Consider the following 26057-nt stretch of genomic DNA (forward strand, 5'->3'; position numbering starts at 1 on the left):
GGACAGATGCTATGTGTAGCCGTGAATTAACCCTATGGCAACGAGTGACAAATTAGTGGACATTTAACGCCATGAATCTGGAGAAAAGCCCATGAGCAAAAAAGTTGCAGTGATCCTTTCCGGTTGTGGCGTGTACGACGGCGCCGAGCTCCACGAGAGCGTCATCACCCTGCTGCGTCTGGACCAGCGCGGTGCCCAGGTGCAGTGTTTCGCACCGAACATCGCGCAGTTGCATGTGATCAATCACCTGACCGGCGAAGAAATGCCCGAATCGCGCAACGTGCTGGTGGAGTCGGCACGGATAGCCCGGGGCAACATCAAGGATATCCGTGACGCGAACGTCGATGAGTTCGATGCGCTGATCGTGCCCGGCGGCTTCGGCTCGGCCAAGAACCTGTCCAACTTCGCCATCGAAGGTGCTGGCTGCACCGTTCAACCGGATGTCCTGGCACTGACCGAAGCCTTTGCCGAGGCCGGCAAGCCGGTGGGGTTGATGTGTATCTCCCCAGCCCTGGCGGCAAAGATCTACGGCCCCGGCGTCACCTGCACCATCGGCAATGACACCGACACCGCTGCCGCGATGAACAAGATGGGCGCCACCCATGCCGATTGCGCGGTCAGTGACATCGTCGAGGACAAGGCACGCAAACTGGTGAGCACACCGGCTTACATGCTGGCGCAATCGATCAGTGAGGCCGCATCGGGGATCAACAAACTGGTGGACCGGGTACTGGAACTGACCCACGAAGACGACGCCTGACACCGTCTAAAAGTGTGGGAGCGAGCTTGGTCCGGGCGGCGTTCCGACGATGGGGCCAGCACATTCAACATTGATGTTGTCTGTAAGTCCGCTATCGCGAGCAAGCTCGCTCCCACAGGGTCCACCACTGGTCTTAAGATTTGCGCGCCAAACGAGTGAGAATCCGGTCCAGCGCATTGGCAAACGCCTGCTTCTCACGTTCGCCAAAGGGTGCCGGTCCACCACCCATTTGCCCCTGTTCGCGCAAATCGGTGAACAGGTTGCGCACCGCCAGCCGCTCTCCCATGTTCTGCGCATCAAACTCCTTGCCCCGCGGATCGAGCGCCGCCACGCCCTTCTTCACCAGACGATCGGCCAGCGGCACATCGCTACAGATCACCAACTCACCGGGCACCGCGTGTTCCACCAGATAATCGTCCGCCGCATCCGGACCGCTCGGCACCACGATCAACTTGACCAGTGCCAGCCCCGGTTTGGTCTGCGGCTGTCCGGCCACCAGCACCACTTCGAACTGGCGTTTGAGGGCGAACTTCACCACCAGATCCTTGGCTGCCCGCGGACAGGCATCGGCATCGATCCACACACGCATTGAATTTTCCTCTGTTGAAAAGCATCGTCGGAACGCCGCCCGGGGCAAGCCACGCTCCCACAGGATACACATCGCCCATGTGGGAGCGTGGCTTGCCCGCGAAAGTGAGCGAAGCGAATGCTTTTCAGGAAACCTGCACCCGCTGCCCCTCAACCACCCGGCTACGACCATACAGCACGACAATCGCAATGATCGCCGAAGCCTGGGCACTCAGCGAATACGCATCGGCATGGATCCCCAGCCAGTCGAAGTCAAAGAACGGAACCGGCCGCGTGCCGAAGATCCCGGCTTCTTGCAGCGCTTTCACGCCATGCCCGGCAAACACCACCGACAAGGCGCACAAAAGACCGGCGTTGATGCTGAAGAACAGCGCCAGCGGCAGCTTCGCCGAACCGCGCAAAATCACCCAGGCCAGGCCGACCAGCAGCACCAGCGCCGTGGCCCCGCCGGCCAGCACCGCGTTATGCCCCGCCGGACCCGCCTGCAACCACAGAGTTTCGTAGAACAGAATCACTTCGAACAGTTCGCGATACACCGAGAAAAACGCCAGGGTCGCAAAGCCGAAACGCCCACCGCCACCCACCAGGCTGGTCTTGATGTAATCCTGCCAGGCCGCCGCGTGACGACGGTCATGCATCCACACGCCCAGCCACAACACCATGACACTGGCAAACAACGCCGTCGCACCTTCCAGCAATTCGCGCTGCGAACCGCTGACATCGATCACATAGGCTGCCAGCGCCCAGGTACCCAGCCCCGCCAGAAACGCCAGTCCCCAACCGGCGTTGACGCTGCGCACCGCCGCCTGTTGACCCGTGTTGCGCAGGAAAGCCAGGATCGCCGCCAGCACCAGAATCGCTTCCAGACCTTCGCGTAGCAGAATCAGCAGGCCGGAAATGTAACTCAGCGACCAGCTCAAACCGTCGTTGCCGAGCAGGCCGGCCGATGCCTTCAACTTGGCCTTGGCCGCTTCCAGGCGCTGTTCGACGTCGCTCACCGGCAGACCGTCCTGCAACGACTGACGGTAGGCCATCAGGGATTTTTCAGTGTCTTTACGCGTGTTGGCATCAACGTTGTCCAGCGAGCTTTCAATCAGTTCAAAGCCTTCCAGGTACGCCGCTACCGATAAGTCATAAGCCTGGTCATGCTCACCGGCACGATACGCCGCGATGCTCTTGTCCAGAGTGGCTGCGGTGTAGTCGAGCAGTTGTGCCGGGCCACGCTTGACCTGCGGCGGTTGCGCCCGCTGGGCACGGAAGGTCGCGGCGGTTTGCGGGCCTTCGGCGGCCTGTACTTCGGCCGGGGTCTGACGAGCCAGGTCGGCAATGTTGTAGGTCTTTTCAGCCTTGGCCGTCGCCGGATCAACACTGAAGCTGGCGATATAGGTGGCAAGGTCCCAACGCTGACGATCATCGAGTTGATCGGCAAAGGCCGGCATGTCAGTCCCTTCGACACCCTGGCCCAAGGTGCTGTAGATCGCGTAGAGGCTCAGCCGATCCAGTCGTCTGGTATCGCGCAGATTTGATGGCGGTGGCGTCATGCCGACACCCGCCGGGCCGTCGCCGGCCCCTGAATCGCCATGGCAGACCGAGCAATGCTGAGCGTACAGCGGCGCCCCACGCGACGGATCTGGCGTAATGACCGGGGCCTGGCTGACTTCATAGGCCACGGCCAGCTTCGCGCCCAGTTGCCGAGCCTGGCGAGTGACGTCGGCACCGTCCTGACGGGTACTGATGGAGTTACCCAACGCGGTCAGGCTTTGCTCCAGCACCGTCTTTTCCGGTTTGGCTGGCAGGGCTTCAATCAGACTTTCCAGCGTCTTGACCGATTCTTGCTGCGCGCGAAATCCGGCCTGGTCCGTGATGCTGCCCGCCTGCACCGTGTCCGGGTAATCCGCGCCGATGTAATCGAGCAAGTGCAGCGCCTGCGGCGCACCTTCGGCGGGGGCGGCCAGCAGTTGAACGCTGCACGCCGCGAACAGCGGCAGCAGCAACCAGGCCAGCAAACGGGAGGGGGCAATCATGAATGAATCTCAGTTGGAAAAACGAAGTTACATATTGTTAACGCCCAACGGGTTTCGCTCAAGCATTGTCGGGACTTCCGGTGAAATCACGGGCTCTCCAAGGTATTGATACACCAATGAAAAAGGCGACCTCATGGGTCGCCCTCCTGGATTTCCGCGGGCTTAGATCGCAGCTTTGCGCAGCGTCGCCATGAATGCTGCCGCACCGATGAATAGTCCGGCAAAGGTCCGATTCATGCGTTTTTGCTGTTTCGGTGTGCGCAGCAGACGCAGCACCCTGGACGCCAGACCGGTGTAGCCCGCCATGACGATCAAGTCGACGCAGATCATGGTCACGCCGATCACCAGATACTGAATCAGCAGTGGAGCATGGGGGTCGATGAACTGCGGCAACACCGCCAGCATGAACACCAGCGCCTTGGGGTTACTGATGTTCACCAGGAAACCACGGAACACCAGCGCCAGAGGCTTGCCGATCTGTCGCACCGCCGCGTCATCGCTCATATCGCTGGGCAGCGCACGCCATTGCTTGATCGCGAGGTAGACCAGGTACGCCACGCCGAACCATTTGATCGCATAGAAGGCTGTGGCCGACGCCGTCAGAATCGCGCCCACACCGGCGCCGACAATGGCGATCTGCACTGCAAGACCCAATTGCAGACCCAGGGCGTTCCAGTAGCCGCGCCAGAATCCGTATTGCAGACCGCTGGACATCGACGCAATGGCGCCGGCACCGGGGGACAGGCTGATCACCCAGCAAGCGGCAAAAAACGCCAGCCATGTTTGAAGCTCCATTTCACACCTCGACTCAGACTCGTGACAGATGTCTAAGCTAATGCGGCTTTGGGCCGATGACTACCGATTTTTTGCAGGACATGGCGACTGCTGACTTGAGGCCCCCATCGCGAGCAAGCTCGCTCCCACAGGGATCTGCTGCGGACGCAATATCCGGGTGCTACACAAAACAATGTGGGAGAGAGCTTGCTCGCGATGGCGGTGTATCAGGCAACAGAAGGCTTACTTCTCAAACCCGCTGGAAGGAAACACATCCGTCCCGCGCCAGCGCCGAACAGAACGCTGGAAGAACAAACTGTTGGGCACTTGCACCATGGTGCTGCCAGTACCCAGCTCTTCTGCCTCGATCAACGTGGTGTAGAGCAGATTGATCGCCACCACCCGACCTTTGACGCCAGGCTTGTCGGTGGTGTCCACCAGCTCGACCACGTCGCCGATGCGGAACGGGCCGACGGTAAAGATCAGGATCGCGCACAGCAGGTTCGACAGCACGCTCCACATGGCGAAAAACGCCACCGCCGCGACCGCAACGAAACCGGACAACGCGGTCCAGAGCACCGTGGCCGATACACCGAGTCGCTCCAGGACGAAAATCAGCGCACTGCCCATGATCAGCCAGCGCAGGCCCCCGCGCAGCGGCATCAGCAACTGCGGCGGAAACGGGTAGCGCTCACCGAGACGAGTCAGGCATTTGGCAACAAAGCGCTGGGCGAAGTAACCGGCGAGCAGGATCAGCAGGATTTGCACGCCAAGCCAGATCGGCTCGGCCCACACCGCCGGCAGCGGCAGCTTGAAGGCGTCCATCAGGACAGCGCCTCCAGCTCCGCCTGCATGCTTTCCAGCAATTCCAGGGCTTCCATCCACGCTTCTTCCAGTTGCGCCTCACGCACCTTCAGTTTGGCCTGTTCGGCCAGCAGATCACGCAAGTCGTTCTTGCGTGCCGGTTCGTAGATGTCACTGTCGCCGAGGCTGGCATCGATTTTCGCCAGCTTTTCGTGGAGCTTGCCCAGCTCGGTTTCAAGCTTGTCAGCTTCACGCTTGTGCGGCGCCAGTTGCTGGCGCAACGCAGCAGCGGCCTGACGCTGGGCTTTCTTGTCGGTCTTGTCCGGGTTGACCGGGGTGTTGCTGACCGGGGCATTGCGCTGACGGTAGTCCACCAGCCAACGGGTGTAGTCCTCCAGGTCACCGTCGAACTCCTCGACCTTGCCGTCCGCCACCAGATAGAAATTGTCGGTGGTGCTTTTGAGCAAATGCCGGTCGTGGGAGACCACCAGTACCGCACCGCTGAATTCCTGCAGGGCCATGGTCAGCGCCAGACGCATTTCCAGGTCCAGATGGTTGGTCGGTTCGTCGAGCAGCAGCAGGTTCGGCCGGTCCCAGGCAATTAATGCCAAAGCCAGACGCGCCTTCTCGCCACCAGAGAAATTCAACACCGGCTCGTCGATTCGCGCACCACGGAAGTCGAAGCCGCCGAGGAAATCGCGCAAGGTCTGCTCGCGCTCGGTCGGTGCCAGGCGCTGCAGGTGCAGCAACGGGCTGGCCTTGGAATCCAGAGAGTCGAGCTGATGCTGGGCGAAGTAACCGACCACGGTGTTCTCGCCACGGGTCAAGCGGCCGGCCAATGGCGAGAGCTCACCGGCAAGGTTCTTGATCAGGGTCGACTTACCGGCGCCGTTCGGGCCGAGCAGACCGATTCGCGCACCCGGGGTCAGCTGTAGCTTGACCTTCTCCAGCACGGCTTTGTCGCCGTAACCCAGGCGGGCATCGGACAGGTCGATCAGCGGGCTGGAGATTTTCTGCGATTCACGAAAGACGAAGTCGAACGGCGAATCGACGTGGGCAGCGGTCAGCTCTTCCATCCGCTCCAGCGCCTTGATCCGGCTCTGGGCCTGACGGGCCTTGGTGGCCTGGGCCTTGAAGCGGGCGATGTAGCTTTCCATGTGCGCACGTTGCACCTGCTGCTTCTCGTACGCCTGCTGTTGCTGGGCCAGGCGTTCGGCACGGGCGCGCTCGAAGGCGCTGTAGCCACCGCGGTACAGGGTGATCTTGCGCTGATCGACGTGGGCCACGTGATCGACCACGGCATCGAGGAAGTCGCGGTCGTGGGAAATCAGCATCAAGGTGCCCGGATAGCTCTTGAGCCATTCCTCAAGCCAGATGATGGCGTCGAGATCCAGGTGGTTGGTCGGTTCGTCGAGCAGCAGCAGGTCCGATGGGCACATCAAGGCCTGCGCCAGGTTCAGGCGCATCCGCCAGCCACCGGAGAAATCCCCGACCTGACGATCCATCTGCTCGTTGGTGAACCCGAGACCGGCCAGCAACTTGCGCGCCCGGGCGTCGGCGGTGTAACCGTCGGCGCTGTCGAGTTCGGAGTGCAGGCGGGCCTGTGCGGCACCGTCATGGGCCGCTTCGGCTGCCGCCAGGTCGCGTTGCACCTGGCGCAGGCGCAGGTCGCCATCGAGCACGTAGTCGACCGCCAGGCGTTCGAGGGTGTCGACCTCCTGGCGCATGTGGGCGATACGCCAGTCGGCCGGCAGGAAGCAATCACCCGAGTCCGGGTGCAGCTCGCCCCGAAGCAAGGCGAACAGGCTCGATTTGCCGGCGCCGTTGGCACCGATGAGACCGGCTTTGTGGCCGGCGTGCAGGGTCAGCTCGGCGTCTTCTAGCAGACGTTGCGGGCCACGCTGTAAAGTCAGGTTCTGAAGTCGAATCATAATGGCGGCGGAGTCTACCAGCTTCGCTCGCAACTGGCGCGAGTAGCACTATGTCCTCTGACCTGTGGAGCTTTTCCCTGACCATTTACGCCCGCCCGGGCGTTGAGCAGGCATGCCTGCAATTGCAGTCGGCGGGGGTCAATGTGTGCCTGTTGCTGTGTTGTGCGTGGCTGGGACAACGAGGCGTGGCCTGCGATGAGCAGCGCTTGCAGCAACTACGCAGCGTGGCCGTCTCGTGGGACACCGATGTCGTGCGGCCGTTACGCGCCTTGCGCACACAATGGAAGGCCGCGGCCACGGCAGACACTGATTTGCATACCCTGCGTGAACAAGTGAAGGCGCTGGAGCTGGAAGCCGAACGGCATCTGTTGTTGCGGCTGGAGAGAGCGGCGCAGAGTTGGCCGCAAGGTGCCGAGACCGATCTATCGGCCTGGCTGGAAGGTGCGACGACTGAGGTCGCCCACCTGCACCGCGACGCGCTGCATCAGCTGCGCGTCGCGGTAACCGGCACTTAGGAAGCGCTGGTTGGGGTGGTTACAGCGCTCGAAGTTGCGGTCGGCGTAGGTGCTGGCGCGACTGTCGAGGTAGTGGCTGCCGGAGCAGGTGCTGCTGACGCAGCCGGAGCGACTGGCTTGGCAACCGGTGCGGTGGCTGGTTTGGCGGCAACCGGCTTTTTCACTGCAGGTTTTGCAGCGGGTTTGGCCGCTGGTTTTGCAGCGGGCTTGGCCGCAGCTGGTTTGGCAGCGGCTGGCTTGGCGACAGCTGCTGGTTTCGCTGCAGCTGGTTTTGCGGCTGGTTTAACAGCAGGTTTGGCAGCCGCTTTTACAGCAGGTTTTGCCGCTGGCTTGGCTGCTGGTTTTGCAGCGACGGGTTTGGCGGCCGGCTTGGCAGCAGGTTTCGCCGCAGCGGTCCGGGCTGCCGGTTTAGCGGCCGGTTTTGCAGTTGGTTTTGCAGCCGGTTTAGCGGCGGCGGTTCTAGCCACAGCTGGTTTGGCAGCAGCGGCTTTTGCAGCGGCAGGTCGTGCAGCGGCTGGTTTGGCAGCCGTGGTTTTAGCCGCAGGTTTTGCGGTGCTGGCAGCAGCCGGTTTTCTCGCAGCCGGTTTTGCAGCAGGTCTGGCTGCGGCAGTTTTCGCTACTGGTTTGGCAGCTGCCGGTTTTGCGGCAGCAGGCTTGGCCGGTGCTTTTGCAGCAGCCGGTTTGGCAGCGGCTTTCTTCGCAGGTGCCGCAGCAGGTTTGGCTGCACGCAGGGACAACGCCTTGCCGACAGCCTCTTGTACACGACCGACGCCCTGGGCCAGTTTCAGGCTTTCCTGAGCATCGCGCTTGAGTTGCAGAATGTAGCCGCGGGTTTCCGATTGACGATCCTTGAGGGCATCGAGCAGCTCTTCAAGGTCGGCCACTGCGTCCTTGGCCTTGGCTTGTGCCTTGGCTTTTCCGGCCGCCGCAGCGTCCTGCAATTTGGTACGGGATTTGTGCAGTTTTTCTTGCGCTTTTCCGCGCTGCTTTTCCAGTTTGGCGAGCAGTTTTTCAGCATCAGCCAAGGCTTCGGAACAAGCGGTTTCCAGATGCTCGAGCAGGCTGCTCGATAGTTGTTGGAGCAGGTGCAATGGAGTGTTTACTGGCTTCTTGGTGGCCGACATGGTTTACCTCCTGGCTGAAGTGAGTGCGGCTCATACTAGACCTCTGCTGCAACCGCCGCTAGGGCATGTTGACACTATCGAAAGCCCCGCGTTGCAAAGGATCGAAAAACTTCTGCCGCGACGCAAAAGCAGTTCACCGTTGCGCGCATTCTCACTGGCATAATCGCCCGCAATTCAGGTCGGAGAATGCCCATGTCGCGCTGCCTTTTTTTATCTCTGTGTGTGTTTTTTTCGGTGGCCCAAGCCGCCGCAACAACGCAGGAAAATGAAGCCCACGATCTCGCATACAGCTTGGGTGCGAGCCTTGGCGAACGCTTGCGCCAGGAGGCTCCCGACCTGCAACTCAAGGCACTGGTCGAAGGATTGCAGCAGGCCTATCAGGGCAAACCGCTGGCGCTGAAGGACGAGCAGATCCAGCAGATATTGACCGAGCACGAAGCCCGGATCGCCATGCAGTCAGCCGAGCCGCAAAGCGAAATGGCACTGGAAAAGGAACAGCGTTTTCTCGCCACAGAAAAGGCCAAGCCCGGCGTGCGCGAACTGGCTGATGGTGTGTTGCTCAAGGAGTTGACGCCAGGCACTGGCGCCAAGGCCGGACCGAACGGCAAAGTGCAGGTGCTGTACATCGGTCGCTTGCCCGACGGCACAGTGTTCGATCAGAACAGCCAGCCACAATGGTTCAGTCTCGACAGCGTGATCGCCGGATGGCGCAGTGCATTGCAAAACATGCCGGTCGGGGCGAAATGGCGACTGGTGATTCCATCGGCTCAGGCCTATGGCGCCGACGGTGCCGGCGACGTGATCGCACCGTTCACTCCATTGGTGTTCGAGGTTGAATTGCGTGGTGCAACCAGCTGACAGCGGAAATGAAAAACGGCGTGCCTTGGCACGCCGTTTCGGGGTCTTGCAGGAAGTGCTTCAGGCCTGAACCGGATCGGTTTCCTTGTGAGCCGTGTGCAGCACTTCGATCAGGCAATCTTCCAGTTCGAAGCGTTCGTGCAACAGGCCACCCAGTTCCTTGAACTTCTCGGCGACGCATTTGCCCTCATCGCACAGGTCATTGAACGCCAGTAGCTTCTCGGTAATTACGTCGATACGCGGGTAGATCGTCTCCGCGAGTTCAAGACCACGCTTGTCGTTGAAAGCCTTGGCTTCCCCGGTAAGTTGTTCGTAGATCTCAAAGTGGCCGGCTGACACGTAATCGACCAGCACGCCGCAGAATTCCTGCAAGGGCTTGCGATTCGTGGACAGTGCCTCTGGATCGGCACCGAGCTTGTCGTATGCATCGATCAGCTCCTTGCGCTCCTGCAACCAGCGATCGATCAGCAGGTGCACTCCACCCCAGCGTTCCTGAGCATTCTGACAACTTTCGAGCATGGTGATCTCTCTTCCCTTGTGGGTCAGCTGCTCTATGCCCGTCGCCCTCTTGTTACGTCGGGGGCGATTTCAGGCAGAGCGTCATCGAGCAACATAATTCCAATGACACGTGCGGGCCAGATTATGCCCGCACGACACTGGCTTCAAGGTACGCAGGCGATAAAGTTCATACAAGTGTTTAATCGCCCGCAAAGGCCCGGTGCGACGACTCGCCGCTGAGTGGTCGTTGATCGCTGATCCAGACCAGTCGCAACGACTGGTAAACGGCCAGAATCATCATCGCGACGAAGAACAACAGGCTCCACTCGGTGAGACTCAGATCGAACAGCGTCCAGGAAATTTCCACACAGTCGGCAGCGCCCTTGAACATTTGTTGTACGACGGATAGCCACGGAGAACTGGCCAACAGGTCCGCCAGATGGGTCGAGCACGCCGCTGTCTGTTCCGTCGGAAGGCTTTGCAGCAGGACCTGTCGCCACGCGGTGACAGTGCCGGCGAGACTGCAACAAAGACTGAGCAGCCAATACAGAACGTTTCCGATGCGACCAGGGCCATGGACCGAAGCCAACAGGCAGACACCGGCAAAGAGCGCCATGCAAAACCGTTGCAACAGACACAATCCACAAGGCCGCAGGCCGACTGCATATTCCAGGTAGTAGGAAACGCCCATCGCCAGAGCGCCCGCAATGAAGGCCATGAAAAACAAGGAACGTGAGCAGGCCAAAGACATGGCTTTTCCGTAAAAGTAGTGACAGACCATTACGGTAGAGGAAAGCGCGACGGCCTTACAAGGCAAGTGCCCACAGAGACTTCAGCACAGGTGTAGGGAAATCCCGACGCAGACGAGAGGATAAAGTGTAGTCCTCTGTAGGACTTTGCCTGCGACGAGATGCGGCAACTGAATTTCAACTCATCATCGCACTGCGGCGAGGACGATCGCTCCTTCGCCGCAGGTCATCGCTCAGACGCCGGAACCTGGCGCCAGCGAACGGGTCAAGCGCGGGCTGGCACTGGCAGAGGGGCCGCGAGCAAGCGTTCATCCAATAACCCCAAGCCTTCCTGAAACAGCTGGTTGCTGCGCTCGGTATCGCCCATTTGCGCCAGCAAGCGCGCCAGTTCCGCACAGGCTTCCGGATTGCGTTGTACACGCAGGCTGCTTTCCAGATAGTCCCGGGCCTTGCCCCACAAACTGTTTTGCAGGCATAGACGACCCAGTGTCAGCAGCAGGCCCGGATCAGCCGGATGGTCCTTGAGCCAGCCTTCGGCAGCCTGCAACTGGCGGGCCGGATCATTGCCGCGAACCAGTCCGTAGAGTCGTGCCAGATGACTGTCGTAGCTGCGTTTGAGAGCGGTACGCAGCACTTCTTCGGCCTCGACCTGAGCCCCCAATTGCCGCAGTTGTTCGGCATACGCGAGCACCAGTTGCGGCTCCTGACGCTGTGCCGAGGTCAGTTGTTGCCAGGCACGTTCGAGCGATTGCTGCCCCACCGTTCCGTCTTCTTCCCGTTGCGCTGCCAGAGACAGGTTCGCCCCCCAGGCCCGACGCTCCAGCTCGGCGAGCTCGGCCGCCGGCAGGATTTTGTCTTTGCGCAGCTCCGGCAGCAGGCGAATCACTGCCGACCAGTCACCACGCTGCTCAAGCAAGCGCTGCAACTGCCGCAGGGTCTGTGCGTTATGAGGATGGCGTTCACGCATGGCTTGCAGGGTGGCGAGGGCACCTTCGGTATCACCGCGATCGGTCTGCAACTGAGCGTGGCTCAAGGCGATAGCCAACTCGGCCTGAGGCTGACGCTCCAGGGCGCGCTCCAGCAAGTTGTCGCTTTCTTCGTAATTGCCTTGTTCGTTCGCGGCACGGGCCGCACCGAGGTAGTAAAGCAGCGGCTGGCGCTCGGCTTCGGCGGCCCGATGCAAGTGACGTTGCGCACTGGCCCAGCGACCCTCGGCCAGGTCCAGTTGACCGTGCTCGATCGCCACCTGCACCCGACGACTGCGGTTACGCCGCGACCACGGATTGACCACGCCACTGGAAGCCATCACCAGTTCGACCAGCGACTTGATGCCCCAGAAAACCAGCCAGAGCACAGCCACCAGCGCCAAAGTAGCCCACAGGCTCGACTCATAGCGGAAGGTCTTGTAGGCAATCAGCACGTAACCGGAGTGTTCGGCAATCGCCAGCCCCAGCGCAGCGGCAGCGGCGATCACAAGGAACACGATCACATAGAGGCGTCTCATGGCGTGGCCTCCGGCGTAGCGTTCGCGGCAGGCCTGGCCATTGGCTTGACCGAGTCCTCGGCGTTGACGTTGCGCCGTTCCAGATACCCCTGCACCGCGCTCAGGGTGCCGGTCATATCTGGTGTGACTACGGTGACGGGTTGCTTGCTCAACTCGGCCACCTGCTCAAGCATCACTTTGCTTTGTGCGTTGTCCGGGTTGAAGTTGCCCTTGAGGATGTCCCGCGCTTCGTCCAGCACTTGGGAGTAAACCGCCGCCTGGCCATTGAGTGCGGCCCACTGCGCTTGCTCCAGCGCCAGGCTCAGGGCCAGGCGTACCTGACTCAGGCTCTGGCCGGCCAGCAATGGACGAACGTTTTTGTCAGCATTGAAATCGATACGGATGTAGCGCGAAATCTGATCCCACCATTGCGCCCAGCGACTGGCACCGTCGCCATCGGCGGTCAGGCCCAGCAACGAATCGCCACGGTCCTTGTACTCCGGCGCCAGCTCGGTGAGACTGGCCACTTGATCGCGCAGCGCGCCCAGACGCAGGAACAGCCCGGTGCGATCCGGTTGTTCGGTACTGCGCAAGGCAATCAGGGTCCTGGCCACCTGCTCGCGAGCAGCAAAGGCGCCTGGGTCGTTCTGCTCGCGCAGAATCTCGTCGGCACCCTGGACCAGCGCTTGGGCGCTGCTGATGTCCTGCAAGGCGGACAGTCGCAGGCTGGCCAGACGCAGCAGGTGCTCCGCCTCGGCCAGACGCCAGTCCTTGCGACTGGCACCGAGTATGGTTTCCAGGCGCTGGTTCAACCGCTGCTGATCACCTTGCAACTGAATGACCAGACGGCTACGTGCTTCCAGTTCATCGGCGGGAGGTAATTGCGCCAGGCGTGCGCTCAGGCGCTCCTCATTGAGTTTGAGGTTTTGCGCCTGGTCATTCAGCGCCTGCACCTGGCTCAGTTGCTGCTGATTATTGGCTTGCAGGTGACGCACCTGCCAGACACCCCAACCGCCCACCGCGACACCGGCCGCACCCAACAGCAGCGCGATGACTGCCAGACCATTGCCTCGACGCTGCTCGGCGGCAGGTGGTGGTGGCGGCATTTTATCAACAGGGGCATCAACAGGTGCATCAAGCACCGGTCGCGAGTCATCTTTAGGCAAGGCTGTTTCGCTCACGTATCCATCCTTTGCATTAGAAAACGGGTACGGGATGCTCCCGTAACGCCGTCAGCAAGGCCGCGGCACTGGCGCCGCGACAATCCACAACTGTTTTGGCCCCGGCGGCACGCGCCATTTCGGCAACCCTGGGGCTCGGTACAAACAACGGCAACCGCGCCAACTGCGGCCAGGCGTCGCCGGCCAATTGATGCAGGTGCTCAAAACCTTGTCCACTGCTGACCACCAGCCCGTTCAGGCGTTCCGCCTGGATCCGTTGCAGCAGCAGTGTCGGCGGGTAAATCGGCAATGCCCGGCGGTACAGCTCCAGATACTCGACACTAGCACCAAGCTCACGCAAACGCTCCGCCAGCAACTCGCGCCCGCCCTCCCCGCGCAGGATCAACACTCGCGCATCGGGATGTGCGATAGCCTCGCGTAGTCGGGAAAATTCGAGCAAGGCTTCACTGTCATCGCCCTCTGCCGGGAAGCTCACGTCCAATCCGTGATCCTCGAGGATCTGCGCAGTCGCCGCGCCGACGCTGAACCACTTCACACCGGGGGGCACTGGCCAATATCGCTGGAGCAGATCGACGCCGATCCGGGCGGCTGGCTTGCTGACCACAATGACCGCGCAGAACTGGTCCAGCGCCAGAATCACCTGGCGCATTGTGTCAGTGACCGCAATCGGCATGATGTCCAAAAGCGGCAGACTGTTACTGAATATCCCCTGCTCAGCCAAAAGACTGCTCAGCGCCGCCGACTCATCGGCGGGACGCGTCAGCAGCAAGCGCCAGCCGATCACTCGTGACCAGCCTCGCCATAGACCGCTTTGAGTATGGCGTCGGCCCCCTGGCTGAGAAGGTCTTCGGCCACCCGCACACCCAGCGCTTCGGCATCGCCGCGAGGAGCGCGGGCCTCTGCGCTGAGCAGCAGACCACCATTTGGATCGCCCACCAGCCCGCGCAACCACAGCTGCTCACCTTCCAGCACGGCGTAGCAGGCAATCGGCACCTGGCAGCCACCATTGAGGTGCTTGTTGAGAGAACGTTCGGCGGTCACGCGGGTGGCGGTGTCCTGGTGATGCAGGGGCGCCAGCAGAGCATGGATTTCACGGTCGGCGCTGCGGCATTCGATACCCACCGCGCCCTGGCCACCGGCTGGAAGGCTGTCGTCGACGCTGATGGCCGAGGTGATGCGATCTTCAAATCCCAGACGGATCAGGCCGGCAGCGGCGAGGATGATGGCGTCGTATTCGCCGGCATCGAGCTTGGCCAGGCGAGTGTTGACGTTGCCGCGCAGGAAGCGGATTTCCAGGTCCGGACGATGGGTCAGCAATTGAGCTTGGCGGCGCAGGCTGGAAGTGCCGACGATGCTGCCCCGGGGCAACTCATCCAGGCTGGCGTAGGTGTTGGAAACGAACGCATCGCGCGGGTCTTCCCGCTCGCAGATGCAGAACAGACCAAGGCCTTCGGGGAAGTCCATCGGCACATCTTTCATGGAGTGCACGGCGATGTCGGCTTCATTGTCCAGCAGCGCGGTTTCGAGCTCCTTGACGAACAGGCCCTTGCCACCGATTTTCGACAGCGGTGAGTCAAGCAGCTTGTCACCACGGCTGACCATGGGGACGAGGGTGACCAGCAGGCCCGGATGCGCCACTTCAAGACGGGCTTTGACGTATTCGGCCTGCCACAGGGCGAGAGCGCTTTTGCGGGTGGCGATGCGGATCTGACGAGAGGACATGGATCAATCCGTACTGAATAGATACGGCGGATAATAACATCTCAGCCAAATCCACTTTGACTTGTATCAGATACTACTCGGCCTCCCTGGCCCCGGATGTCCGGCAATCGGGTGTGAAATTCGCCTGCGAACAGCTGTTTAAAGCTGTTGCATCATTTTGCGTACGCCAGCCACATGGCGCCGGCTGACGATCAGTGCATCACCGTTGAGACCTTTGAGAAACAGCTGAAAATGTCCCAAGGGGGTGCGCTGCAGTCGCTCGATACGCTCGCGGGCGACCAGTGCATTGCGATGGATACGCACGAAACGGTCACCGAATTCGTCTTCGAGGGCCTTGAGCGGCTCATCGAGTAGCACTTCGCCGCCTTCGTGGCGCAAGGTCACGTATTTGTGGTCGGCAATGAAATACACCACCTGATCCAGCGGAATCAGCTCGATCCCTTTACGGGTTCGGGCGCTGATATGGCTGCGCGGTCCGTTGCCGCTTTCGGCAGCAGGGCGGGTCAGGGCGGCGAGCTGGGCACGATTGGGGCGCTCGGCTCTCTTTAATGCGTCATGTAATTGTTCAGTTCTCACAGGTTTCACCAGATAGCCTACGGCGCTGGCCTGTAAGGCTTCCACGGCAAATTCATCGGGCCCGGCGCAGAACACCACGGCGGGAGGGGTTTCACGTTCGCACAACCGCGCAGCCACTTGCAGGCCATCGAGGCCGGGCATGCGGATATCAAGCAGCACGATATCCGGTTTGTGGCTGTCGATCAGTGCCAACGCCTCTTCGCCATTCGTGGCACTAGGCTCCAGGACACTGTATCCCTCGAGTTCGCCAACCATTCGGCTCAGGCGCTCGCGGGCCAAGGGTTCGTCATCAACGATCAGGACATTCATATTGCGCTGGATTCCTGCGTGAGTCTCGCACAAGGATAGCGTAGACAGGTGAAGTGACGTCCGTCACCGCGATCCACGCTAAGACTAGCGCGAGCGTCAAAAAGTGCCGCTGGTCCGGCGGCTAAATTTTCATCTGCCGGGCGATTGGCGGCCCAGGCCCGCATTGGCGATACATCGCCACAGGGTTTGTTGTTACGCAATCTGAACACCCCCCTCTTTTTATAATCAGCGGCTGCAACGAAAAGTGCGCTGATCCTACTGTCCAACTGTAGACGGTTGCCGGGACGATACAGCTCAATTGGAAAATATCGTTGCGCAAAAATGCGCGGGGCTTGCCCAAGCCTGGACTCGTCCCCAAAAAAAACCTGTCGACCAGCGTCAGCGACAGGATTGGCAACCCTGTTATTATCCGCGCCAGCGTTCCACGCCTTCCTACTTCAAGCCGATACGAGCGAATTCATGAGCACTGACAAGACCAATCAGTCCTGGGGCGGCCGCTTCAGTGAACCCGTCGACGCCTTCGTCGCCCGCTTCACCGCCTCCGTCACCTTCGACCAGCGCCTGTATCGCCACGACATCATGGGCTCGATTGCCCACGCCACCATGCTGGCCAAGGTCGGCGTGCTGACCGATGCCGAGCGCGACAGCATCATCGATGGCCTGAAGACCATCCAGGGCGAAATCGAGGCCGGTCAGTTCGACTGGCGCATCGACCTCGAAGACGTCCACATGAACATCGAGGCGCGCCTGACCGACCGCATCGGCGTGACCGGTAAAAAACTGCACACCGGCCGCAGCCGTAACGATCAGGTCGCCACCGACATTCGTCTGTGGCTGCGTGACGAGATCGACCTGATCCTGGCCGAAATCACCCGCCTGCAAAAAGGCCTGCTGGAGCAGGCCGAGCGCGAAGCCGCCAGCATCATGCCGGGGTTCACCCACCTGCAGACTGCACAGCCAGTGACGTTCGGGCACCACATGCTGGCCTGGTTCGAAATGCTCAGCCGCGACTACGAACGCCTGGTCGACTGCCGCAAGCGCACCAACCGTATGCCGCTGGGCAGCGCCGCGCTGGCCGGCACTACCTATCCGATCGATCGTGAGTACACCGCCCAACTGCTGGGCTTCGACGCGGTTGGCGGCAATTCGCTGGATAACGTCTCCGATCGCGATTTCGCCATCGAATTCTGTTCGGCCGCCAGCATCGCGATGATGCACCTGTCGCGCTTCTCCGAAGAGCTGGTGCTGTGGACCAGCGCGCAATTCCAGTTCATCGATCTGCCCGACCGCTTCTGCACTGGCAGCTCGATCATGCCGCAAAAGAAAAACCCGGACGTGCCGGAGCTCGTGCGTGGCAAGACCGGTCGCGTATTCGGTGCGCTGATGGGCCTGCTGACCCTGATGAAAGGCCAGCCTCTGGCCTATAACAAGGACAACCAGGAAGACAAGGAACCACTGTTCGACGCCGCCGACACCCTGCGCGACTCGCTGCGCGCCTTTGCCGACATGGTTCCGGCGATCAAGCCCAAGCACGCGATGATGCGCGAAGCGGCGCTGCGCGGGTTCTCCACCGCCACCGACCTGGCCGACTACCTGGTGCGTCGCGGCCTGCCATTCCGTGACTGCCACGAAATTGTCGGTCATGCCGTGAAGTACGGTGTGGACAGCGGCAAGGACCTGGCGGAAATGAGCCTGGAAGAACTGCGCAAGTTCAGCGACCAGATCGATCAGGACGTGTTCGCCGTGCTGACCCTCGAAGGCTCGGTCAATGCCCGCAACCACATCGGCGGCACCGCGCCGGCGCAGGTGAAGGCTGCCGTGGCTCGTGGCCAGTCGTTGCTGGCCAGCCGTTAAAAGCCAAAAGCATCGTCGGATCGCCGCCCGGAGCCGGCTCGCTCCCACACTGGATAGTGTTCGCACATCCAACCCTGTGGGAGCAGGCTTGCTCCGGGCGGCGTTCCGACGATGACTGACCTCAAGACCCCACAGAACTACTTCTTGGCAGCAATCATCGCCATGAACGCCGGCAGCGCGGCCTCCCGGTCCGCCGCCACACGCTGCACGTTCGGGTTACCCCCCAACCGTTCCAGCAACGCCTTGGCCTTCGGCATTTCAGCCAACAAATCAATGCCGAACAGTTTTTGCGCTACGCCACACGCCAGTGGCACACTGAACAGAAAATACAGATCCGCCACGCTCAAACTATCGCCAGCCACATAAGGGCTGAATTTGCCGTGCCGGCCCAGCGATGCCATCCCCAGCAACAGTTCGGCTTTGGTTTTTTCCTTGATCGCCTCCGGCACCGTCATGCCAAAAAATGCCTCCGGGAAGCAGGCTCGCGCCGGCAGTTCGATGTACAGCTCGATTTCCTTGGCCAACGCCAGCACCTGCGCGCGCTCGAACGGCTCATTCGGTAGCAGCGGCTTGCCCTTTTGAGCTTGTTCGATGTACTCGAGAATCACACTGGTTTCGTTGATGTAGCCCTGCTCGACGCCCAGCACCGGGACCTTGCCCCGCGGGCTGATCGCCAATGACTCCGGGGTCTGGGTCGGGACGAACATGACCTCCTCGAACGGCAGACCTTTTTCCAGCAACGCCAGTTTGACCATGTTGTAGTAGTTGCTGACACAGAATCCATAAAGTTTAAACATCACAAAGCCTCCAGGCCGTGCGGGGTGGGCGGTGTCTGTTTATAGAGCGCTGCCGGGATTCTTGCCAGCAGCATCACGCGACTGAATGCGGGTAAACTGGCCACCTTTCCCTGAGGAGCCTGCCATGAGCGAGCCAACCGATATCGACAACGACGAAGAAGAGTTCGCCGAAAGTACCCTGATCCAGGCCATCGAAAACCAGATCGAAAGCGACAACCCGCCAGCTGCCAAAGCGACGTTCAACAAGCTGACGCTGGTGGGCTATGAGCGCGAAGAAATCCTCAACCTGATGGCTCATGTTCTGGCGGTAGAAATCGACGCGATCCTCGAAGAAGACCGCGCGTTCAACACCCAATGGTATGAAGCTGCCCTGCGCGCATTGCCCGAGTTGCCGCCGGAAAAGCAATAAACCCACGCCCTCCCTGTAGGAGCAGCCGGTCGACGCTCGATTGCTCGCGAAAAACCCGAGAGCGCCACGGGGCATCTGGTTTACGCGTCATCGTTGACGACCTTCGCGAGCAATCGAGCGTCGACCGGCTGCTCCTACAGAGAAAAAACCCTGTCGCGAGCACTGGACATGCCGGACAAGCGGGTTCACCTTAGGGGCGCTGTCGTCCAATTCCTAGAAAGTCTGGAGTCCTTATGTCGCTTACCCCTGAGTTGGTTGCCGAACTGGAAGTCCTCGCACTCTTCAACCTGGACAGTTCCCAGGAAGGTCTGAAAATTCATCAGACCGCTGCCCCGAAACACATTGCCGCCGCCAAACGCCTCTTTGAAAAAGAACTGACCGACCAGCCTGATGGCGGTTACCTGACCAGCCTGGGTCGTGACGCCGCGCAAAATGTGCAATCCGTGCTGACCATTCTTAACGCCGAAGTAACAGCCTGAATTCTGCCGCATCGCCCACGGAGACCCCGACCCAGGGATTTCCGCGGGCACACTCCCCTGATTTCTGTCTCCAATCGATAGAAATCTGACGCCAGAAAAACAAAATCAGCTTAAAGGTCCTTGCCTCAAGGCGCTAAACTGCCCCTCATCCGAAGAGCCCCACGTCCGAGCCCTGCGAGCCGGTTTGAGCTGACATGACGCGCACCCATGAAATCCGCCCCGATCTGGACGAGGGAATTGACCGCAAGGTTCTCGGCCAGCTGCGCGCACGTTTTCTGAAACTCAACGAAGGGCGCATGGCTCGCGCCATGGAAGGGTTGTCGACCCGCCAGCAAGGGGTCTTGACCTTGCTGCCGCTGTTTTTCCACGTTAATCATCCGCTGTTGCCCGGCTACGTTTCCGGCAGTACGCCGGCCGGGCTGTCGAATTTCGAACCGGATGCCAATGTCCTCGCTGAAGCCCAGCGCCTGACCCGCTCGTTTTCCTACAAACCGCGCCACGGCAGCAACCCGCCAAGGCCGATTCACGGACTGTTCCTGATGGGCAGCCTCGGCACCCTGGCGCAGGCCGACCAGAGCGACATGGATGTGTGGGTCTGCCATGGGCCGGACTTGACCGAGAACGAACTCGCCGAGCTGCGCAAAAAGTGCCAGTTGCTGGAAACCTGGGCTGCCAGCCAGGGCGCCGAAGCGCACTTCTTCCTGATCGACCCGATCCGTTTCGTCCGTGGCGAGCGCGATACCCAGCTGAGTTCGGAAGATTGCGGCACCACCCAGCACTACCTGTTGCTGGACGAGTTTTACCGCACCGCGATCTGGCTCGCCGGGCGCACACCGATCTGGTGGTTGGTGCCGGTCTACGAAGAGTCGAGCTACGACCGCTACACCCATACCTTGATCTCCAAACGCTTTATCCGCGCCGATGAAACCCTCGACCTCGGCAACCTGGCCTTCATCCCGCCCGGTGAATTTATCGGCGCCGGGCTCTGGCAGTTGTTCAAGGGCATCGAGTCACCCTACAAGTCGGTACTCAAGCTGCTGCTGACAGAGGTTTACGCCAGTGAACACCCCAGGGTCCATTGCCTGAGCCTGCGCTTCAAGCAAGCGGTGTTCGCCAACCAGCTCGACCTCGACGAACTGGATCCGTATGTCGTGGTGTACCGGCGTATCGAGGAATACCTGATCGCCCGCAACGAACCGGAACGGCTGGAACTGGTGCGTCGCGCGCTGTACCTGAAGGTCAATCGTAAACTCACTGGCAACAGCCGCACCCAGAGCTGGCAGCGCTCGTTGCTCGAGCGCCTGGCCCACGAATGGCACTGGGACCAGCGCCAACTGACCCTGCTCGACAGCCGCAGCCAATGGAAAGTCCGCCAGGTCAGCTCCGAGCGGCGGGCACTCGTCAACGAGCTGAACTACAGCTACCGCTTCCTCACCCAGTTTGCCCGTCACGAACAAACGGTCAGCCGCATCAACAAGCGCGACCTGAGTGTCCTCGGCCGTCGCCTGTACGCCGCGTTCGAGCGCAAGGCCGGCAAAGTCGAGTTCATCAACCCCGGTATCGCCCCGGACCTGGCTGAAGACACCCTGACGCTGGTGCACGCACCGAACAGGAAAGAGCCGGGGCAAAGCCAGTGGGGCTTGTACAACGGCAGCCTGACGGCACTGGAGTGGGAGCATTTCGCGCCGATCAAACGCAGTCATCACTTGCTCGAGCTGCTGACCTGGTGCCACCGCAATGGCGTGATCGACAGCAGTACCCGCCTGGCCCTGCACCCCGGCACCAGCGACTTGAGCGAATTCGAACTGTTCAACCTGCTCGGCAGCCTGCAACAGACCATCGCCCTGCCCTTGCCCACCGTCGCCGAAGAACCGCTGCTGCGCGCCAGCGTGCCGAGTGAAGTGCTGATTCTGGTGAATGTCGGCATCGATCCGCTCAAGCACCATCGCGACCTGAACATCCTGATGACTACCGAGCGCACCGACTCCCTGAGCTACGCCGGTGTCCGGGAAAACCTGGTGCTGACCCTGGACCAGGTCACGCTCAACAGCTGGAACGAAGTGCTGGTCGGTCGCTACGACGGCCCCCACGCCCTGCTCGACTGCATCCGCGATTACCTCAACAACCTGCCGGCCGGGCCACATCAGCCGAAGCTGCGGGTACGTTGCTTCTGCCATAACCGCGCGCAGTTCATCGCCCAACGAGTGGAAGAAATCCTCGATACCGCGCAGAACCTGCTGTTGAGCCGGCTCAATCATCGCTACCTGATCCAGGTCCAGCAGCACTACCACGTGCTGGAGTTGGTGTCGGGCCAGGTCCAGCACGTCGCGCTGGCTACTCTACCGGCGCTGATCGATTACCTGGGCGAGGAAATGGCCAGCTACAGCCCGTTGCACCTGGATCCGAAGGCACTGGAAGACCACGACCTAGCGCTGTTCCTGCCGACGGGCCAGCCGGACTGCATACAAGTGTTCTATCGAGTCAACGAAGATCAGGCCGATCTGTACGTGCTCGATGAGTTCAATGCCCTGTGGCAGCAACGCCTGCCCTGGCATGATGAGCAAAGCCTGCTGGTGCCACTGCAGCGTTTCCTGCAATCGATCCAGTATCGCCGCGATGCCCTGTTGCCAATGGAGGCGGCCCACCCCTTGAACCTCGACACCCTGTATTGCCAGCTGCTGCCGTCAGGCCCTGGCCGGGCGCGCCGCATCGAAGCCCGGCCGACACCGCAGACGCCGGTGAACAAGCCGTTCTACGACGTGCAGGCGATCGTCGGCAAAGCCGCACCGGGTCAGGTGCAGGTGACGTTGTATTGCAATCAACGGGAGTTTTCCGAGCTGGAACATGGCGACCGGTTGTTCCGCGTGGTCGCCCGGGAAATCGTCGGGCAGCGCCGGGAGACCGAACGCTACCGCGGCTACATCACTGACCTCGACCTGTCAGGCCTGGTCGGCGAAGGGCAGAGTTCCACTCATCTGTACCTGCGCTACAAGGCTGACCTGGAACACGCATTGAACGAGGCGCTCGATCAGGTCTGAGGGGGTGTCACTCGGGGAACGCGCCGCCATTGGCCGGCTGCGATTCGACTTCCAGCAGCGTCAGCTTCAGGGTCTTGCCGCCCGGAGCCGGCCAATCGATGTGCTGGCCAACCTTCAGGCCAAGCAGCGCGCTGCCCACCGGCGCCAGGATCGAGACCTTGCCTTCGTCGGCGTTCGCATCCTTGGGGTACACCAGGGTCAGGTGGTAGTCCTTGCCACTGCCTTCTTCACGGCAATGCACACGGGAATTCATGGTCACGACATCCGCCGGCACTTCATCGTGGCCGACCAGTGTATCGGCGCGATCCAGTTCGGTTTGCAACGCGATAACGCCCGGCAGCGTGTCATCCAGGCTGTCGATCAGACGCTCCAGACGCTGAACGTCCAGACGGGTAAGTGTGATGGAAGGTGCGGTCATGATCAGGGCAGACTCCTTTCTTCTGCACGAAAAAAGCAAAACCCCGCCAGAAAAGGCGGGGTTTTCACAAGCCTCGATGGGTTGAGGCATATCCGGACACTATCACAGCTCAAAAAATATACAAGTCATGGCCCGGAGCCCTGTTTGCGCTGCGAGGCCTGCGCACAAATCACGCGTCTACGCTCGTCATCGGCCGAACGCCATTCGCGGATGTCTTCGACGTGACGGAAACAGCCCAGGCAGACTTTCCGCTCGTCCAGCCGGCACACACCGCTGCAGGGCGACGGTACCGCCGGGCTGACGTTGCTGTAGAGCGGCTTGGGAGCACGGACAGGTGCAGGCTGGGTCACGATCTCACAGGCCTTCGAAATCGAGCTCGACACCAGCCTGCTGCTGGACGATACGCTCGAGCATCTCACCCAACTGCTCTTCGCTCTTGTCGCACATCCAGCGCTCGCTTTCTTCGTCGTAGTCGAAGTGGAAACCACCGGACACCGCCGCCAGCCACAGCTGACGCAGCGGCTCCTGGCGACTGAAGATCAACTGGCTGCCGTTCTCGAACTTGACGGTCAGCACACCGGCCGAGCTTTCGAGGTCGATATCCAGGTCGCTCTCGTCAAAGATGTCCTCCAGGGTTTGCTGGGTGGCATCGACCAGGTCATGGAAACGCGCTTCGGACAAACTCATTACGGCAACCTCAAAAAGTGTCTGATCAGGCTCAAGCGCCGCAAGATACGACCGAGCCCCGTCGATTGCAAAGGATAACGACCTGTGGGAGCGATGTGCTTGCGGCCAAGCCCCGCCGGACGGGCGGTCCGTTGCATAGGCAAGCTGCCGGGTGGCCGGTATACTCCGGCGCAATTAATGCTTTTTCAAGGATTTCGCCATGAAGCGCCTGATCTCTTCCCTTGCTGCAATCGTCGCGGTTGCCTGCCTTGTGTCGGCCTGTGGTCAAAAAGGCCCGCTGTATCTGCCTGACGAAAATCAGGACCCTGCCGAGCAGGCCATATCGTCGCAACAGCAGCCTGCATCGAAAGCACACAAGCACGACGTCTACCAATAAGGGAACCTCATGGACGCTTTTAACTACCGTGACGGTGAACTGTTCGCGGAAGGTGTTGCCCTGTCTGCCATCGCCGAGCGCTTTGGTACACCGACCTACGTTTACTCCCGCGCGCACATCGAAGCCCAATACCTGGCTTACGCCGATGCACTGGCCGGCACGCCGCACCTGGTGTGCTACGCGGTCAAGGCCAACTCCAACCTGGGTGTGCTGAATGTCCTGGCGCGCCTGGGCGCCGGTTTCGACATCGTCTCCCGTGGCGAGCTGGAACGCGTACTGGCCGCTGGCGGCAGCGCCGACAAGATTGTGTTCTCCGGCGTCGGCAAGACCCGTGACGACATGCGTCGCGCACTGGAAGTCGGCGTGCACTGCTTCAACGTCGAATCCACCGACGAGCTGGAGCGCCTGCAGGTGGTCGCCGCAGAACTGGGTGTTCGCGCGCCGATTTCGCTACGCGTTAACCCGGACGTCGATGCCGGCACCCACCCGTACATTTCCACCGGTCTCAAAGAGAACAAGTTCGGCATCGCCATCGCCGACGCCGAAGACGTGTATGTGCGTGCCGCGCAACTGCCGAACCTGGAAGTGGTTGGCGTCGATTGCCACATCGGCTCGCAACTGACCACCCTGCCTCCATTCATCGACGCTCTCGACCGCCTGCTGGGCCTGGTCGACCGCCTCGGCGATTGCGGCATCTACCTGCGTCACATCGATCTCGGTGGTGGCCTGGGCGTGCGATACAAGGACGAAGAGCCGCCACTGGCTGCCGACTACATCAAGGCCGTGCGCGAGCGTCTCGACGGTCGTGACCTGGCGCTGGTGTTCGAGCCGGGCCGCTTCATCGTGGCCAACGCCGGTGTATTGCTGACCCAGGTCGAATACCTCAAGCACACCGAGCACAAAGACTTCGCCATCGTCGACGCCGCCATGAACGACCTGATCCGCCCGGCGCTGTACCAGGCCTGGATGGACGTCACTGCCGTGCGCCCGCGCACCTCCGCTGCCCGCGCCTACGACATCGTCGGCCCGATCTGCGAGACTGGCGACTTCCTGGCCAAGGATCGTCAACTTGCACTGGAAGAAGGCGACCTGCTGGCCGTGCATTCGGCCGGTGCCTACGGGTTTGTCATGAGTTCCAACTACAACACCCGCGGCCGTACCGCTGAAGTGTTGGTGGACGGTGATCAGGCATTTGAAGTGCGTCGCCGCGAGACGGTAGCCGAGTTGTTTGCTGGCGAAAGCCTGCTGCCGGAGTAAAACCATGCTGCTGCGTTTTACCAAGATGCACGGCCTGGGCAATGACTTCATGGTCCTCGACCTGGTCAGCCAGCACGCACACATTCTGCCCAAGCACGCCAAGCAATGGGGTGACCGGCACACCGGCATCGGTTTCGACCAGTTGCTGATCGTTGAAGCGCCGAGCAACCCGGACGTGGACTTCCGCTATCGGATCTTCAACTCCGACGGTTCCGAAGTGGAACAGTGTGGCAACGGTGCGCGCTGTTTCGCCCGCTTCGTACTGGACAAGCGTCTGACCGCAAAACGGCAGATCCGCGTCGAGACCAAAAGCGGCGTTATCGAACTGGACGTGCGAAACGACGGCCAGATCAGCGTCAATATGGGCGCCCCGCGTCTGGTGCCTGCGGATATTCCGTTCCAGGCGCCGGAGCAGGCCAAGAGTTATCAGGTCGACGTCGACGGCATCCCGGTCGATCTGGCTGCCGTGTCCATGGGCAACCCCCATGCCGTGCTGCGGGTCAGCGATATCAACAATGCGCCGGTGCATGAACTGGGGCCGAAAATCGAACATCACCCGCGCTTCCCGGCACGGGTCAATGTCGGTTTTCTCCAGGTCATCGACCGGAGCCGCGCGCAGTTGCGCGTCTGGGAGCGTGGAGCCGGGGAAACCCAGGCTTGCGGAACCGGCGCCTGTGCCGCCGCAGTGGCCGCGATCAGCCAGGGGTGGATGGATTCGCCGCTATTGATCGACCTGCCAGGCGGGCGTCTCTCCATCGAATGGGCAGGCCCTGGCCAACCGGTGATGATGACCGGCCCGGCAGTGCGCGTATATGAAGGACAAGTGCGTCTTTGAGTGAGCGAAAT

At 61.0% G+C, this 26057-nt stretch carries 27 protein-coding genes and 1 pseudogene; 10 read left to right on the top strand and 18 right to left on the bottom strand.

Going from position 1 to position 26057, the window contains the following annotated elements; genetic code table 11:
- The first annotated feature begins 91 nt into the window (after positions 1 to 91).
- Positions 92 to 760, top strand: coding sequence for an isoprenoid biosynthesis glyoxalase ElbB (gene elbB / locus AC1DU9_RS05485; protein ID WP_108217183.1), 669 nt, complete (start codon positions 92 to 94; stop codon positions 758 to 760).
- Between the two features lie 133 nt (positions 761 to 893).
- Here the strand turns inward: elbB and AC1DU9_RS05490 are convergent, their stop codons facing one another.
- The 5 genes from AC1DU9_RS05490 to AC1DU9_RS05510 form a co-directional block, all read right to left on the bottom strand.
- On the bottom strand, positions 894 to 1349 hold the full coding sequence (locus AC1DU9_RS05490) for a YaiI/YqxD family protein (RefSeq protein WP_477809887.1): 456 nt from the start codon (positions 1347 to 1349) through the stop codon (positions 894 to 896).
- A 124-nt stretch (positions 1350 to 1473) separates the two neighbouring features.
- Entirely contained in the window at positions 1474 to 3372 is a 1899-nt protein-coding gene (locus AC1DU9_RS05495) for an FTR1 family protein (protein ID WP_477809888.1), read from the bottom strand.
- A 162-nt stretch (positions 3373 to 3534) separates the two neighbouring features.
- Positions 3535 to 4167: a homoserine/homoserine lactone efflux protein gene (gene rhtB / locus AC1DU9_RS05500; protein WP_108217186.1), complete on the bottom strand. Its 633-nt coding sequence runs from the start codon at positions 4165 to 4167 to the stop codon at positions 3535 to 3537.
- A 222-nt stretch (positions 4168 to 4389) separates the two neighbouring features.
- On the bottom strand, positions 4390 to 4971 hold the full coding sequence (locus tag AC1DU9_RS05505; protein WP_223456481.1) for a mechanosensitive ion channel family protein: 582 nt from the start codon (positions 4969 to 4971) through the stop codon (positions 4390 to 4392).
- On the bottom strand, positions 4971 to 6881 hold the full coding sequence (locus AC1DU9_RS05510; protein WP_223456479.1) for an ATP-binding cassette domain-containing protein: 1911 nt from the start codon (positions 6879 to 6881) through the stop codon (positions 4971 to 4973). Before AC1DU9_RS05510 ends, AC1DU9_RS05505 begins: the two co-directional genes overlap by 1 nt.
- Positions 6882 to 6931: 50 nt before the next feature.
- Here AC1DU9_RS05510 and AC1DU9_RS05515 point away from each other — a divergent pair, with 50 nt between their 5' ends.
- Positions 6932 to 7396: a TIGR02444 family protein gene (locus AC1DU9_RS05515; protein WP_223456477.1), complete on the top strand. Its 465-nt coding sequence runs from the start codon at positions 6932 to 6934 to the stop codon at positions 7394 to 7396.
- On the opposite strand, the gene AC1DU9_RS05520 is transcribed toward AC1DU9_RS05515, so the two are convergent.
- Entirely contained in the window at positions 7393 to 8520 is a 1128-nt protein-coding gene (locus AC1DU9_RS05520) for an AlgP family protein (protein WP_223456475.1), read from the bottom strand. The two genes, AC1DU9_RS05515 and AC1DU9_RS05520, sit on opposite strands and share 4 nt — an antisense overlap.
- Before the next feature lie 192 nt (positions 8521 to 8712).
- Between AC1DU9_RS05520 and AC1DU9_RS05525 the strand changes: the two genes are divergently transcribed.
- Complete coding sequence (locus tag AC1DU9_RS05525) at positions 8713 to 9378, top strand: FKBP-type peptidyl-prolyl cis-trans isomerase (RefSeq protein WP_223456473.1); 666 nt, start codon at positions 8713 to 8715, stop codon at positions 9376 to 9378.
- 60 nt (positions 9379 to 9438) lie between these two features.
- Here AC1DU9_RS05525 and rsd read toward each other — a convergent pair whose 3' ends face one another.
- The 8 genes and pseudogenes from rsd to AC1DU9_RS05565 all read right to left on the bottom strand — a co-directional run.
- Complete coding sequence (gene rsd, locus AC1DU9_RS05530; RefSeq protein WP_223456471.1) at positions 9439 to 9897, bottom strand: sigma D regulator; 459 nt, start codon at positions 9895 to 9897, stop codon at positions 9439 to 9441.
- A gap of 178 nt (positions 9898 to 10075) precedes the next feature.
- Positions 10076 to 10627 (bottom strand): disulfide bond formation protein B, encoded by a 552-nt coding sequence (locus AC1DU9_RS05535; protein WP_223456469.1) that lies wholly within the window; start codon positions 10625 to 10627, stop codon positions 10076 to 10078.
- Between the two features lie 263 nt (positions 10628 to 10890).
- Entirely contained in the window at positions 10891 to 12129 is a 1239-nt protein-coding gene (locus tag AC1DU9_RS05540; protein WP_223456466.1) for a heme biosynthesis protein HemY, read from the bottom strand.
- Positions 12126 to 13289 carry a uroporphyrinogen-III C-methyltransferase gene (locus tag AC1DU9_RS05545; protein ID WP_223456464.1) on the bottom strand — a complete coding sequence of 388 codons (1164 nt, stop codon included), beginning with the start codon at positions 13287 to 13289 and terminating at the stop codon, positions 12126 to 12128. Before AC1DU9_RS05545 ends, AC1DU9_RS05540 begins: the two co-directional genes overlap by 4 nt.
- A 16-nt stretch (positions 13290 to 13305) precedes the next feature.
- On the bottom strand, positions 13306 to 14073 hold the full coding sequence (locus tag AC1DU9_RS05550) for a uroporphyrinogen-III synthase (RefSeq protein WP_223456463.1): 768 nt from the start codon (positions 14071 to 14073) through the stop codon (positions 13306 to 13308).
- Positions 14070 to 15011 (bottom strand): hydroxymethylbilane synthase, encoded by a 942-nt coding sequence (gene hemC / locus AC1DU9_RS05555; protein WP_223456461.1) that lies wholly within the window; start codon positions 15009 to 15011, stop codon positions 14070 to 14072. The genes AC1DU9_RS05550 and hemC overlap by 4 nt, the downstream gene beginning before the upstream one ends.
- Positions 15012 to 15149: 138 nt before the next feature.
- On the bottom strand, positions 15150 to 15896 hold the full coding sequence (locus tag AC1DU9_RS05560) for a LytR/AlgR family response regulator transcription factor (protein WP_223456459.1): 747 nt from the start codon (positions 15894 to 15896) through the stop codon (positions 15150 to 15152).
- Positions 15893 to 16015 (bottom strand): annotated as a pseudogene (locus tag AC1DU9_RS05565) (sensor histidine kinase); the annotation flags it as partial. The pseudogene AC1DU9_RS05565 and the gene AC1DU9_RS05560, both read right to left, overlap by 4 nt.
- Before the next feature lie 340 nt (positions 16016 to 16355).
- Here AC1DU9_RS05565 and argH point away from each other — a divergent pair.
- A complete protein-coding gene (argH, locus tag AC1DU9_RS05570) occupies positions 16356 to 17750 on the top strand; it encodes an argininosuccinate lyase (protein WP_223456457.1) in 1395 nt (464 codons plus the stop codon).
- Positions 17751 to 17887: 137 nt separating this feature from the next.
- Here the strand turns inward: argH and AC1DU9_RS05575 are convergent, their stop codons facing one another.
- Entirely contained in the window at positions 17888 to 18547 is a 660-nt protein-coding gene (locus AC1DU9_RS05575; RefSeq protein ID WP_223456455.1) for a glutathione S-transferase family protein, read from the bottom strand.
- Positions 18548 to 18671: 124 nt separating this feature from the next.
- On the opposite strand from AC1DU9_RS05575, the gene AC1DU9_RS05580 reads away from it, so the two are divergent.
- The 3 genes from AC1DU9_RS05580 (at position 18672) to AC1DU9_RS05590 (ending at position 22473) form a co-directional block, all read left to right on the top strand.
- A complete protein-coding gene (locus AC1DU9_RS05580; protein ID WP_223456453.1) occupies positions 18672 to 18956 on the top strand; it encodes a hypothetical protein in 285 nt (94 codons plus the stop codon).
- 233 nt (positions 18957 to 19189) lie between these two features.
- Complete coding sequence (locus AC1DU9_RS05585) at positions 19190 to 19435, top strand: TIGR02647 family protein (RefSeq protein ID WP_007980796.1); 246 nt, start codon at positions 19190 to 19192, stop codon at positions 19433 to 19435.
- 194 nt (positions 19436 to 19629) lie between these two features.
- Positions 19630 to 22473 (top strand): class I adenylate cyclase, encoded by a 2844-nt coding sequence (locus AC1DU9_RS05590; RefSeq protein ID WP_477809889.1) that lies wholly within the window; start codon positions 19630 to 19632, stop codon positions 22471 to 22473.
- A 7-nt stretch (positions 22474 to 22480) separates the two neighbouring features.
- On the opposite strand, the gene rnk is transcribed toward AC1DU9_RS05590, so the two are convergent.
- From rnk to cyaY, 3 genes are all read right to left on the bottom strand, one after another.
- The gene (rnk, locus tag AC1DU9_RS05595; RefSeq protein WP_008050852.1) at positions 22481 to 22891 is read right to left on the bottom strand and encodes a nucleoside diphosphate kinase regulator; all 411 of its coding nucleotides are present in this window, start codon (positions 22889 to 22891) and stop codon (positions 22481 to 22483) included.
- Between the two features lie 125 nt (positions 22892 to 23016).
- Positions 23017 to 23241 carry a DUF1289 domain-containing protein gene (locus tag AC1DU9_RS05600; protein ID WP_223460331.1) on the bottom strand — a complete coding sequence of 75 codons (225 nt, stop codon included), beginning with the start codon at positions 23239 to 23241 and terminating at the stop codon, positions 23017 to 23019.
- Between the two features lie 4 nt (positions 23242 to 23245).
- Positions 23246 to 23578: an iron donor protein CyaY gene (cyaY, locus tag AC1DU9_RS05605; RefSeq protein WP_008050853.1), complete on the bottom strand. Its 333-nt coding sequence runs from the start codon at positions 23576 to 23578 to the stop codon at positions 23246 to 23248.
- 199 nt (positions 23579 to 23777) lie between these two features.
- Here cyaY and lptM point away from each other — a divergent pair, with 199 nt between their 5' ends.
- The 3 genes from lptM to dapF are packed head-to-tail and all read left to right on the top strand — an operon-like array spanning position 23778 to position 26046.
- The gene (gene lptM / locus AC1DU9_RS05610) at positions 23778 to 23954 is read left to right on the top strand and encodes an LPS translocon maturation chaperone LptM (protein WP_218431702.1); all 177 of its coding nucleotides are present in this window, start codon (positions 23778 to 23780) and stop codon (positions 23952 to 23954) included.
- 9 nt (positions 23955 to 23963) lie between these two features.
- Positions 23964 to 25211, top strand: coding sequence for a diaminopimelate decarboxylase (gene lysA / locus AC1DU9_RS05615; protein WP_457265669.1), 1248 nt, complete (start codon positions 23964 to 23966; stop codon positions 25209 to 25211).
- Between the two features lie 4 nt (positions 25212 to 25215).
- Positions 25216 to 26046, top strand: coding sequence for a diaminopimelate epimerase (gene dapF / locus AC1DU9_RS05620; protein ID WP_223460335.1), 831 nt, complete (start codon positions 25216 to 25218; stop codon positions 26044 to 26046).
- Positions 26047 to 26057: the final 11 nt, after the last annotated feature.

The sequence above is a fragment of the Pseudomonas sp. P4_C1 genome (assembly GCF_056402155.1).